The organism is Labilibaculum sp. K2S (assembly GCF_030372765.1).
Lineage (GTDB): Bacteria > Bacteroidota > Bacteroidia > Bacteroidales > Marinifilaceae > Labilibaculum.
Genome location: NZ_JAUCMW010000014.1, coordinates 36,993 through 49,665 on the forward strand (window position 1 = coordinate 36,993; position 12,673 = coordinate 49,665).

7 protein-coding genes and 1 tRNA gene are annotated in these 12,673 nt (G+C 38.3%); 1 reads left to right on the forward strand and 7 read right to left on the reverse strand.

Annotated elements, in window-relative coordinates; genetic code table 11:
* Nucleotides 1-41 precede the first annotated feature (41 nt).
* The 7 genes from QUH73_RS14785 to QUH73_RS14815 all read right to left on the reverse strand — a co-directional run bounded on the left by QUH73_RS14785 (nt 42) and on the right by QUH73_RS14815 (nt 12,156).
* Entirely contained in the window at nt 42-1,595 is a 1,554-nt protein-coding gene (locus QUH73_RS14785; protein WP_289531213.1) for a glycine--tRNA ligase, read from the reverse strand.
* A gap of 216 nt (nt 1,596-1,811) precedes the next feature.
* Nucleotides 1,812-2,057, reverse strand: coding sequence for a DUF4834 family protein (locus QUH73_RS14790; RefSeq protein ID WP_289531214.1), 246 nt, complete (start codon nt 2,055-2,057; stop codon nt 1,812-1,814).
* 458 nt (nt 2,058-2,515) lie between these two features.
* On the reverse strand, nt 2,516-3,988 hold the full coding sequence (locus tag QUH73_RS14795; RefSeq protein WP_289531215.1) for a DUF5723 family protein: 1,473 nt from the start codon (nt 3,986-3,988) through the stop codon (nt 2,516-2,518).
* A gap of 18 nt (nt 3,989-4,006) precedes the next feature.
* Nucleotides 4,007-5,680, reverse strand: a complete 1,674-nt coding sequence (locus tag QUH73_RS14800; RefSeq protein WP_289531216.1) for a hypothetical protein — start codon at nt 5,678-5,680, stop codon at nt 4,007-4,009.
* A 304-nt stretch (nt 5,681-5,984) separates the two neighbouring features.
* Nucleotides 5,985-8,747 carry a hypothetical protein gene (locus tag QUH73_RS14805; RefSeq protein ID WP_289531217.1) on the reverse strand — a complete coding sequence of 921 codons (2,763 nt, stop codon included), beginning with the start codon at nt 8,745-8,747 and terminating at the stop codon, nt 5,985-5,987.
* Nucleotides 8,748-9,226: 479 nt separating this feature from the next.
* A complete protein-coding gene (gene amaB / locus QUH73_RS14810) occupies nt 9,227-10,759 on the reverse strand; it encodes an L-piperidine-6-carboxylate dehydrogenase (RefSeq protein ID WP_289531218.1) in 1,533 nt (510 codons plus the stop codon).
* A 404-nt stretch (nt 10,760-11,163) separates the two neighbouring features.
* A complete protein-coding gene (locus QUH73_RS14815; protein ID WP_289531220.1) occupies nt 11,164-12,156 on the reverse strand; it encodes a dihydroorotate dehydrogenase-like protein in 993 nt (330 codons plus the stop codon).
* Between the two features lie 373 nt (nt 12,157-12,529).
* Between QUH73_RS14815 and QUH73_RS14820 the strand changes: the two genes are divergently transcribed.
* Nucleotides 12,530-12,611: transfer RNA gene (locus QUH73_RS14820), tRNA-Leu, on the forward strand.
* Nucleotides 12,612-12,673 lie beyond the last annotated feature (62 nt).

Consider the following 12,673-nt stretch of genomic DNA (forward strand, 5'->3'; position numbering starts at 1 on the left):
AAATCATACATCTCAAAGCTAATATCTCCTATCTAATCTTTCTATTTCAATTGTTTGAACAATTTTTTCATGCTTACATGATCCTCAACAATAGCATATAATTTAGAGATCTCAACACGTTCCTGTTCCATGCTGTCGCGATGACGAATAGTAACTGTATTGTCTTCCAACGACTGATGGTCAACAGTCACACAGAAAGGAGTACCAATGGCATCCTGACGACGGTAACGCTTACCAATTGAGTCTTTCTCGTCGTACTGACAGTTGAAATCGAATTTCAGATCGTTGATAATTGCACGTGCTTTATCCGGAAGACCGTCTTTTTTTACCAAAGGCATCACACAAAGCTTAACCGGAGCCAAAGCAAGAGGCAATTTAAGTACCACACGCTCGTCAACCTTACCGTCTTCTTTCTCGATTTTTTCTTCGATGTATGCTTCCGACATAATCTGCAGGAACATACGGTCAACTCCAATCGAAGTCTCCACTACATAAGGAACATAGCTTTCGTTTAACTCAGGATCGAAATACTGAATTTTTTTACCGGAAAATTTCTGATGCTGACTTAAATCGAAATCGGTACGGGAGTGAATTCCTTCTACCTCTTTAAATCCAAATGGAAATTTAAATTCAACATCGGTAGCTGCATTGGCATAATGAGCCAATTTATCGTGATCGTGGAAACGGTATTTTTCTTCCCCAAAACCAAGAGCTTTGTGCCAGCTCATACGGGTTGCTTTCCATGCATCGAACCATTTCATTTCCTCACCCGGACGAACAAAGAACTGAAGCTCCATTTGTTCGAATTCACGCATACGGAAAATAAACTGACGGGCAACAATCTCGTTACGGAATGCTTTGCCAATTTGGGCAATTCCAAAAGGAATCTTCATGCGACCGGTTTTCTGAACGTTCAGGTAGTTCACGAAAATACCCTGAGCCGTTTCCGGGCGAAGATAAATTTTACTGCTTCCATCGGCAGTAGAACCCATATCGGTTGAGAACATCAGGTTGAACTGACGAACATCAGTCCAGTTTTTAGATCCTGAAATCGGACAAACAATTTCATTGTCAACAATGATCTGTTTTAATTCGTCCAGGTCGTTCTTATCCAAAGCCTCAACAAAACGGGCATGTACAGCATCCATTTTTTCTTTGTTTGCCAATACACGGGGGTTGGTTGCACGAAATTGAGCTTCGTCGAAACTTTCACCAAATCTCTTTTTTGCCTTCTCAACTTCCTTGTCCATTTTTCCTTCAAACTTGGCTAGCAAATCCTCAATTAAAACATCAGCTCTGTAACGTTTCTTCGAATCTTTATTGTCAATCAACGGATCGTTAAAAGCATCAACGTGGCCCGAAGCTTTCCAAATAGTAGGATGCATAAAAATAGCTGAATCAATACCTACTACATTTTCATGCAGTTTCACCATCGAATCCCACCAGTATTTTTTAATATTGTTTTTCAATTCAACACCCAGCTGCGCATAGTCATATACGGCACTCAATCCATCATAAATTTCCGATGATTGAAACACGAATCCGTATTCTTTACAATGAGCTACCAGTTTTTTGAAAACATCTTCCTGAGCCATAAATCTTATATTTTGAGGTTAATTTTTTAAGCTATTAGCTTTTAGCCATTGGCTATTAGCATTGTATAATTTCCAAAGGGAAAGGCAAAAATACGATTCAATGGATTTACATCCAATTAATTTATAGCGTTTTTATAGATATTTTGAATAATAAGTTTAGGTAAGTGTAATGTTAAAAAGCTAATGGCCAACTACCAATAGCTATTAGCTTAACCTTTAATCATCCACTTCTTCGAAATCAACATAGTCGCCCACATCTTTTTTGTGCGGATCGCCTGTTTTGCCCGATGGTTTATCAATGGTTACTTCACCTTCTTTTCTGGTTTGCTGCTGCTGTTGCTTGGCTTGTTCCTGCATTTTATCGAAGGTTTTCTTCACTAAAAACGGGAATATTGCCTTCAAAATCCACTTTAATATGTAGTAGATCCCAACAGCTATGATTATAAATTTAATAAATGCCATATTCTTTTGTTTTGAAAGGCAAATATAAGCATTTCATTTTTTTTTTTGATGTTCTTCGGCATTTGCTTTTGGGCGTTCCCTGCGGGCGGGCTTTTCGCTGCAACTCCTCGCTCATTTTTCGCTGTGGGGTTTTCACTGCAATCCCTAACGCATTCCATTGATATTAATTTTTTTTTTGCCACTCAACACTGCTTATCGGTAAGAATTTTTCCCGTAGAATAAGGAATAATTTTTTTGGTTCGTAAATCACTGATCAGTAAATATTGTTAGGGATATTCTGCAGTTTCTCTCTGTGTCCTGCGTGGCTTAAGTTACTGATATTTTATCTTCTCACCACAGAGCCCACGAAGCAACACAGAGAAGATCCTTGTAATATCAAAAAAAAGACTGCCCCTCAAGGCAGTCTCGAATTCAAATTGATGTAAACTCTCCGTTATGGAGCTAAAAAATCGTTTGATTTACTTGTACAATGGCTTCTTCTTGTTTTTAACTTCATCCTCGAAAGAGCAGGAGTCTTTTTTCTTTGTTTTGTCTTTACAGCCAAACAAAAAGTTAATTCCGAAACGAATGTTTGCCAGTTGAGCTGTGTTTGGTTTAATGGCTGCCATTACATTGTCGCTAACCACATAAAATTGTGTTGGACCCAATTTGGTGGCCAATCCAAAACCAATGTTGTTGTACGAATTGTTAACCACCGAGTAACTTAAAGTAGTGCTAAGGTTTCTAAAGAAACGTGCGTTGGCTGAGAATGTTAATGACGATTGAATTTTACCGTTAAAAATTTCGGTTCTGCTCAATGCGCCTACGTTTACTCTTTTGTTAAGGTCGTGTGTCCCGCCTAAATAAATTTTGGTTGGCAGACCTACTTTGTACGAATCTATTCCGTTTGTTACGCGAAATTCGTCAGCAATTGAGTCTGTTAAATCATTAAATACATCTTCAATTTCTTTGTAGTTTGGGTCTTTTGAATTTCCCGATTGCGACCAATCGGCTCCTGTCCAGGTAAACGAGCCTTTTTGGGAGAATTCATGACCATCTGTTTTCCAGTTAATCGATCCAATATCCAATATACTGGCGTATAAACGTGTTTTTTCATCCATTTGGTAAGTCATACCCAAATCAACGGCAAAACCTTTGTTATCGGTATTTGCGAAGAAATCTGCATCGTAATTATCACCATCTATGTTAATGTCGTTCACATATCCGTCAGCATCCAAACCGATTTGATTAATTGGCATGGAAACACGAAGACGGTGTTCTGAATTTAAAACAATTTCGTTACCGGAAGCAGAGGTGAATACAGACATGTCGGAATCTTCCATGTGCATGTTGGCAATACCAAACAGCATTTTTCCTTTGATACCAACCGTCCATTTGTTGTTTATTTTTTTCGATACACCCAAGGCTACTTCGTGATAGTAACTTGCATCCAATCCCAGTCCGCCCCAATTCGCAGTTCTTCCTCTGTATGAGGCGTTGCCATCTTTCAAAAATGTTACCATTTCCTGATCGAAACTGAAACGGGAATCTTCCTTTTCAATCACATCCAGAGTGAAAAAGTAATCTTTTGCGCGTATTCCGAGAGCAAAAAGAGTCAGTTCAAATTGCTGCGATACAAAATTGGTTGTTTGCAATGCATCGTGAAAACTGTTGATATCAACAACTAAAGAATCTTTTCTGATTCCTGTGCCATCTTTAATAATATCGCTGTAACCAAAGCTGCTGTTGCTGTAATTCAGATAGATTGAACTCAGGGCCGGAAAGCCAACGAAGACTTTGCATTCGGGTTGAATTGCCGGATTCAATTGATTCGACTGAGGAACATTTTGCATTAAATACAAAGTGTTGTTCATTTTTTGGGATGAAGCCGAAACGGATAAAAACAGAAATATCAATCCTGCTATAGATGTTTTGTATATAAATTTAATCATAGTGGAGTGTCTGGGTGCTTAGTTATTAAGATCGATTTGAGCCTGAACAGATAGGGAGAATTTAAGTTCGTAATCCCCCTTAAGTTTTACAGGAACGCCATCATTTTTTGTACTTACGCCAGCGTTTATAATTAGGTTTTTGGTCAGGTTTAGGTTTTTTATCTGACTCTGGTTTAATTGTATTTGATGCTCGACCTCTTTTACCGAGTCAGGATCAACTTCACCAATATTGGCACCAGATGTAAATACTGTTGCTGCATCAATCACTCCATTGTCCGAAATGGAATCAATTACATGGTAAGCCGCATCAGTAAAGTAAATTTTATCGATTGTTACGTCGAGCGGATAACCATTTTCAGTAACGATAACAACGGCCGCATTCATAATTTTATCAGCATCACTAATGTCAATATCGTTTACCGTATCTCTAAGCATCAGATTTGTTGCCGTAAAATCCAAAGGAACATCAATTTCAATATCTACATTAATAGCAGAACTGCTGCTGATGATATTTGGAGTTGTTAGTGTTGGAGCAATGGCTCCAGCCGGGTTTAAAGCAATGTTTCCAAAATATTCCAATCTGTCTGATGGTGGCAGAGCCATTAAATCTACAATATTAGAATTGTTTTTGTCGTAGGTTATTGTTTCTGTTACTGCATCTATGGTTAATGGATTTGTAACAGATACTTGATCAGGATAGGCAGGTTGCAATGCATCCGGATTAAGTGCTGCACTGCTTCCATCCGATGCATAGCCGGTGATGTCGGCATTAATTTGGAACGGAACACCAACTGAGTTTTCCATGATAAGATTAATGCGGGGATCAGCAAATTGGTAATCACCTTCAATGTCATCCCAAAAGTCAACATTCATGTCAAAGTTTCCAGCATCTAGAGTAATGATCTGATTTCCAAAATCACCTTTGGCCAATTGAAAATTGATGTTCTGAACAGTTAGATTAATTCCCAGATCACCAGTACTGCTAATTATATGACTGGCATTGTCTTTAATATCAATATCAAAAGTAATGTCAATATCATTATTGGTAGTGAATGGTGTGTTGAAAGTTAAATTTAGGTTTGCCAGATTTAAGGTTTCAATTTGATTTATTGCATTAGGAGCTAAGGTATATGTCTGATTGATTGAATTTCCATTTTGAGTTCCATTAGGAATTTCAATGGTGATTTCAACCTCAGTATTTAAAGGATTTGTCAATCGGAATTGAATGTTTGCATCCAAATCCAATTCGTAAAGTTTAATACCAGTGTTGCCAGTGATGATTTGAATTTGATCAGTTTGTGCGCTTAAGCCTAATCCGGCAATAGCTGAATAAGGAAGGGCAATACCAAAACTTGGTAAAGAATAACTTAAATCTATGGCAGATTGATTGGGAAAGTTCAGGACTTCATCAACATTATAAGAAAAAATATCTTCTTCCATGTATTTGATGTGCAACATGCCTTCCGAATCAAGAGTAATAGTTTGATCGGCAGGGTTTGCCTCATGTTGATTTAGTAAATACCACAGCGAATAAGTTCCGTACCCAACAGGTACAATCATATTGGGTGTCCAGTCTATTTTATCGGAAAGCTTGTCGAAGTCGTAGTCGTCTCCGTTAAAACAGGATTGAATGGAAATGGACAGGATTCCAACAAGAATAAGTGGGAAAATAGTTCGAAATATTGATTTCATATAGATTTGATTTGATATAGCAAAAACGAATTTAATATATAAGTGGGATTTTTAATGTTTTTTGTTCCCAACAACACATATTAGTTGATGTATTGATGTTCAAAAGAACAAAAGAGATGAAAAATTAAAATATCATAGTTGTTTTTATTTATATGCGTTTATATAGATTGTACCGAACAAAGCATTTGAAACCCTAATAATGCTATGATAAATTATTAGGCTTTAATTGTAAATCCTAAAAAAACAACAGCTTGTACAGACCATTGGTTTTGGTACATGAATATTTCGTTATTGTTGACAAAATTTATTGTACGGAATAATTGAGCAGGAAGTTTCGGTTATCTCCCACATAAAGATTAAAGGATTTATCGCCGGTTTTTGAGAAGCCGATTGAAAATTCTGTATTTCCTTTCAGTGGAAATCCTTCATGGTTTTTTCCCTCTTTATCAATCAGAAAGATTTTGTTCTCATCTTCCAAACAAATTCCAATTTCAATATTTCTTCGCGAGAAGCTGTAAACATTAGGGCGGAAGCTAATATTGGAATCGAACTTTTTCTCGAGAATTTGTTCTCCCGAATCGTCAAATAGCTTTAATAGATTGTAATCAGCAAACAGATATTCATTTCTGCCATCGGTATCAATATCTGCAGCCACAAAAAAGTGTGAATCCGATAGTTGTGTGAATGTTTTTTTCTCAATGCTTCCATCAAAATAACAATAGTATATATTTCCGTTAACATCAGTAGTTACCAGTCTGTCGCTGATATTTCCAACAGATGTCTCCAAAAAGAAGGGGTTGTTCTTCGATTTTGAAAACTGCTCTTTGCATTTGATTCTTTCTTCGCCACGGCGGTTTAGGATGTAAATGCGATATTGATCGGCATAAACAATGTAGTCCTTGTTTTTTACCCGAAAATGCTGAATTTCGCAATTAATTTCATTTTCAGCTTTAGCCGGATTCCAACCCGTAAGAGTCCTGCCTTCTTTCGTGTAAGCATAAATATTTTTATCCTTGCAGGGAATAAAAAACCGATAATTTTTGTTGTTGTCGTAATCGAAGATAGAAACACCCTGAACAGCCTCAGCCTTTAGTTTTATCGGATAATTTCCCACATTGTCACCATTTCTATCTACCAAATTAAGCTTGTTTTTGGTGGCAAATAAATACTGCAGTTTTCCATTTTTAAAAAGATCTATTTGCTGAACCGTTCCTACAATCTGAGATTCCAAAGCTTTTTTCCATAACACACGTCCCGATGGATTTAAAAGATACAGCTGATTGTTAATATCCTGAACCAAAATTTCATTCTCCTTTGTGTAATGATTCTGAACCAAATAGGGTTTGTGAGCAAAGCAGGTATCCAACCTCGATTCCCACTCGGTTCGGGGAGCCAATTCCAGTATCGGATCGTATTCGATAAATAAGTTGTTGTAAATCAGATTTCTGTTCGAGCTTAACTGCAGGCCGACAGCCTGAAATTTATTTACGCTCTGCTTGTGGGCGTGAATCGCCTTTTGCAGATTGGCATTCAGGAATCCCGAAATAAATGAGTTTGCCCGTGGTGTTGAAGCATACAAATAAAAGTTCGCTTTATTGGACAGGAACTCTTTATTTTCCATGTAGGTTTGATTGGTATTCAGGGTTTTACCCAGAACCGATTCCTTAATAAATTCGGAAAGAGAGCTGATATCAGATCCCATCACCATGTAATTATCGATAAAAGTGAAATAGGCCGATGAGGTGCCGGCAAAGAAGCTTCCAAAAAGCTTTTCCGGCAGTTGATCTTCAGGCAATCTGAAAATATCGAAGCTGGTTTCCTTGTCGAGATGATAAGTGCGCATGTAGTAAGCAAGAGTGCGTTGTTCTTTTTTTGCCTTGCCATTAATCATTTCCAGCATTTTTTCTTTGGCAATACTGGCACTTTTAGTTCGTATAATGGTGAAGCGTTTGTTGGTTTGGCCTTCGGTAAAAGCAATACCAACTTCTTTATGGATAATAGAATAGATTGCTTCTTCGTAATCCACTCCGGTTTTCTTTTTTACGTCGTTAATGTTTTTCAGATATTCGGATAATTGCCCCATCTGATCAAGGTATTTCCGGTATTTCCCTTTGTGTAAAAGAGCATCATCAATACCCAGTATGGCCAAAATACTGGTACTCGATGGAATCATCGATTCCATTTCCATTTTAACTGGTTCTTGCTGAAGAAACAGATTCATTAGGTTGCCTTGCTGAGGATCGCTGTAAGTAAATCCGTTTAGCAAAATAATTTTATTTCTGAAACTAAGATCAAGCTCTGTCCAGTTCGCGAAATTGGTATAATTCCGGATAAATTTGCTGTAATCTTTGTCGAGTGATAAGGAAACCTGTTTGGGAAAGGTTTTTAGGTTCAGGAAGATGTTGGCATCTACATTTTTACCGATTGTACGGCGAATTTGTTCAAAGCCCTTCGAATTGTAAATGGAGTTCTCGGTACTTAGCTGCAACACCGAATTTTCCACCAGTAACATCGATCTGCTAGCAATAAATAATCCTTTCGAAAAAGTAAAGTGAATTCCTTTATCCTTTGGGGTTTGAGGCGGAATACTATATAATGTTGTGTTGTGGTATTTCCGTTCCGAAACCGATCTGTCCAAACCAACCCAATTAATGATGGCATTTTTAATTTTCTTTTCTTCCAGATAATCAGTAATCGGAAGAATGTACAGGTATTCAATTTCGTTTTTACCCTGCAAATGGCTCGCCATGGTAAACGACCGATCCAAAGATAAAGTGCCTTCCGAATCAAAATGACTGATCAGGCTGTCTACAAATTGAAGATTTTTATTAATGTCAGCAATTTTATCGAATTTGCTCAGCTCTTTCCAGGCACCGGTATTGTTCTCCAATTTGGTGATTAAATCTTCCAGACTCTCAAATTGAATTATCATCTCGGAATTAACCGGAATGGCCGAGAAAGGATCTATTCCTTTGTATTCGCGTTGTTTTTGAAGGTATAAGTAGCCTAAAACGGTAATTGTCAGAAGCAAAAGAATTAGTAAGGAGGTTAAAATTTTTCTCAACATATTTGGTAGGTTGCGTGGAATAGTAATGGAGCAAAAATAGCAATTTATCGAATGTTTAAAAAATTATGTGTAGGATATTCTGCATCTTTATTCGAATTAAAGTATCGCGCAATTGGTTGTAATCCTGTTATTTATATTTTGCTGTCCGATAAAGCATCAAGTAATAAGATAAAAGTATCAGGAAAAATAAAAATTAACATCTGAATTTCTGAAAATCAGCGGATTCGGAATGTGATATTTACAAGCACAAGGGTAGTATTTCGACAATCACTGTCGTGGTACTTTACCAATGGTTGTCGTCGATGCATACCAATGGTTGTCGAGGTGCTTTACCATCGATTGTCGTGGTACGGTACCACTAACTGTCGGGATAAAAAACGCTTGCTTTCATAGATTACAGCTTTATTCTTTAAAAAAATACCCCAACGATTGTTGAGGTATTTACATCTGTTAAAATGTAAGTGTTTGGTGTGTTGTGTCTAAAAATCGAATTTAATTCCTTGTGCCAACGGCAGATCTACGCCATAGTTTATGGTGTTTGTTTGTCTTCTCATATATGTTTTCCATGCATCAGAACCCGATTCGCGTCCGCCGCCGGTTTCCTTTTCGCCGCCAAAAGCACCGCCAATTTCAGCACCCGATGTTCCAATGTTTACGTTGGCAATTCCACAATCGCTTCCAATGGCAGAAATAAAGGTTTGAGCTTCGCGCATGTTCATGGTGAAAATCGATGAGGATAAACCTTGCGGCACATCATTGTGCAAATGAATGGCTTCGTCGATGGTTTTGTATTTCATGATGTAAAGAACCGGAACAAAAGATTCGTCCTGAACAATTTGCCAGTGATTTTCAACCTCGCAGAAGGTAGGAACCACAAAATTACCATCCAGTACTTTATCACCGTAAACAATTTTACCACCGGCCTTTTTTACTTCAGCAATGGCATGTTTGTATACTTCTACGGCACCGCTGTCAATTACGGGGCCAACCAATGTTTTTTCATCCAACGGATTGCCAATTTTACCTTCCACCTGTTTGTATGCATGCAGCAAACGGGTTTTAACATCCTCGTAAATACTTTCGTGGATAATCAAACGTCGGGTAGAGGTACATCTTTGTCCGGCCGTACCAACCGATCCGAATACAATTCCTGGAATGGCCATGTCTAAATCGGCCGAAGGAGCCATGATGATTGCGTTGTTTCCACCCAATTCGGCAATGGTTCTTCCCAAGCGGGCACCCACTTTTTCGGCAACCCGTTTGCCTATGGCTGTCGATCCGGTAACCGAAATTAAGGGAACGCGTTTGTCTTCTATAAAATTATCACCCATTACTGATGATTTTGCAACGATCAAGTTGAAAACACCTTCGGGTACGTTGTTGTCTTTTAGTACTTTTTGAATGATGTTGTGACAAGCCAGAGCGCACAACGGCACTTTCGAGCTGGGTTTCCAGATAATCACATCGCCGCAAACCGCAGCAAGCATTGCGTTCCATGCCCAAACAGCAACCGGAAAGTTGAAAGCAGAAATTACACCCACAATTCCCAGCGGATGGTACTGATCCATCATTTTATGATCCGGACGCTCGGAATGCATGGTAAATCCGTAAAGCATTCTTGATTGGCCCACTGCAAAATCGCAGATATCTATCATTTCCTGAACTTCGCCTAATCCTTCCTGATAAATTTTCCCCATTTCGAGGCTAACCAATTTTCCCAGATCATCTTTTGCCTCGCGAAGTGCATTGCCAATCTGACGAACTATTTCGCCTCGTTTTGGAGCCGGTATTTTCCGCCACACTTTAAATGCTTCCTGAGCAGTTTTCAGCACTTTTTCGTAATCAGCGACATTGGCATTTTTCACTTTTGCGATTACAGATCCATCAATGGGAGAAACCGATTCGGTTACTGCACCGTTGCAATCGAACCAATTCGTACCGGTTGAAACTCCTTCGTTAATTGGATCAATGCCAAGGCGTTTTAGTGTTTCCTGAACTCCAAAATCTTTCATGTGTCTATGATTTTAAGTTTTTGCCACATGGAACTTACCATTATAATCATCCCCCTGTGCGCAGAAAGTTTTATACATGGACGTTTCATGTTTTCGTATGATTTGTCTTTTGGCAGAAGTGCGGATATCCACCAAAAAGGGGTTAGCATTCAATTTTTTAAATTCGCAATTCACAAGATAATGATTGTAAGGCATTTTCCCTATGATTTATATCATATGAAACGTCCATGCCAAAGTCATTTTGACACACAGGGAGATGATTATTCTCAGCAGGGTAAGTTCCATATGGCAAAAACATACAATTATAATCATATGAATGACTGTTTGTAAAGCAAAAATAAACCCGAATCGTCTGTGATTCGGGTTCTGATGATTTTGATAATTATAATTTGAGAAATTACATTCTACATCACGAAGTTTCTGAATTGTTTCATGAATTGTACTCTTTCGAAAGCCGCCGGATCATTGGATTTAGACTGACTCATTTTGCCTTTAAAATCACGAATGCTCTTAAATCCATGTTCTTCCATCCATGCATAAATTTCTTTCGATAGAACATCGATGTATTCGGGGCCGTTTTTGTATAGTACAGAGGCCAATTGAACGGCATCGGCACCGGCAAGCAGGTGTTTTATAATGCTTTCGGATGTGTGAATACCTGTTGTACCGGCAATGGAGCATTTTACCCGTTCCGACATGATTCCTGTCCATCGTAAGGAATTCTTGTAATCGTCTGGTCCCGATAAAATTTGGCCGTTAGTTACACTTAAATCTTTAATGTCGAAATCAGGACTGTAAAAGCGATTGAACATTACAATTCCATCCACATTCATATCATCAAGCCGTTTGATTAGATTGGACAGATTGGAATGATAAGGGCTTATTTTTAAGGCAATGGGCAAGGCAACCTGATCTTTTACAGTTTTAAGAACATCGTAGTAAATCTGCTCGTTTTCATCACCGGTTCTGTTCATATCCGTAGGAAGAACAAATAAGTTGATTTCCAAAGCATCGGCACCGGCTTTTTCAATTTCCCGGGCAAAATAAGTCCATTTTTGAGCACTTACACAGTTAATACTCGCAATAATTGGAACAGAAACGGCTGCTTTGGCTTCTTTTATCAGTCTTAGGTATTTACGAACGGTATCTTCCTGAGGATCTTCATCCATATAGTCGAAAGTTTCAGGATATACATACGGACGGCTGGTCATGGCGAGTATTTTCTCATCCATTTCCATGATTATTTCTTCCTCGAAAAGGGATTTTAGAACGATAGCTCCGGCGCCATGAACTTCCAATTCAATTAATTTCTCAATAGAGTCGGTGAGACCCGAACTTGCAGCTATAATAGGACTGCTTAAATCCAATCCAAGATAATTGGTGGCTAAGTTTGGCATGTCAGAAAATTTTAGTTTATGTTTTGTGTTTATTTTGTTTACTCAAATGTAGTTTTGCAAACAGATTATAACAAATCAATAATCTTTATGCTAATATAGAGAATCCTGATGTGAATTGCCAAGATGTTTTTGCGTGCAAAGTGAGAATTGCATTTTCTCTTTCGATATTGGATCCACTTTTTCTCTTCGATGATGCTGCAGGAAGAAATAAAACAGCAGGAGTTTATTTGAGATAATTAAATGAAGCTCAGCACATCTGATGTTTGCCCGTTTTGCAGAGATCTCAGGGGTGAGTTTTTTTTGAAAAAAAAGACAGCTTTTGTTTTGCTGGATTGAAACAAACATCTATATTTGCATCGCATTCAAAAGCAATGCCCAGGTGGCGGAATTGGTAGACGCGCTGGTCTCAAACACCAGTGGGGCAACCCGTGCCGGTTCGATCCCGGCCCTGGGTACAAAATGATCCTTTCGATATTTTCGGAAGGATTTTTTTATGGCAAAAAATGGATCAATTTTA

What these genes read in the sequence shown, in the direction of transcription:
- QUH73_RS14785 (WP_289531213.1), bottom strand. Translation starts at nt 1,595, where the DNA reads ATGGCTCAGGAAGATGTTTTCAAAAAACTGGTAGCTCATTGTAAAGAA.
- QUH73_RS14790 (WP_289531214.1), bottom strand. Translation starts at nt 2,057, where the DNA reads ATGGCATTTATTAAATTTATAATCATAGCTGTTGGGATCTACTACATA.
- QUH73_RS14795 (WP_289531215.1), bottom strand. Translation starts at nt 3,988, where the DNA reads ATGATTAAATTTATATACAAAACATCTATAGCAGGATTGATATTTCTG.
- QUH73_RS14800 (WP_289531216.1), bottom strand. Translation starts at nt 5,680, where the DNA reads ATGAAATCAATATTTCGAACTATTTTCCCACTTATTCTTGTTGGAATC.
- QUH73_RS14805 (WP_289531217.1), bottom strand. Translation starts at nt 8,747, where the DNA reads ATGTTGAGAAAAATTTTAACCTCCTTACTAATTCTTTTGCTTCTGACA.
- amaB (WP_289531218.1), bottom strand. Translation starts at nt 10,759, where the DNA reads ATGAAAGATTTTGGAGTTCAGGAAACACTAAAACGCCTTGGCATTGAT.
- QUH73_RS14815 (WP_289531220.1), bottom strand. Translation starts at nt 12,156, where the DNA reads ATGCCAAACTTAGCCACCAATTATCTTGGATTGGATTTAAGCAGTCCT.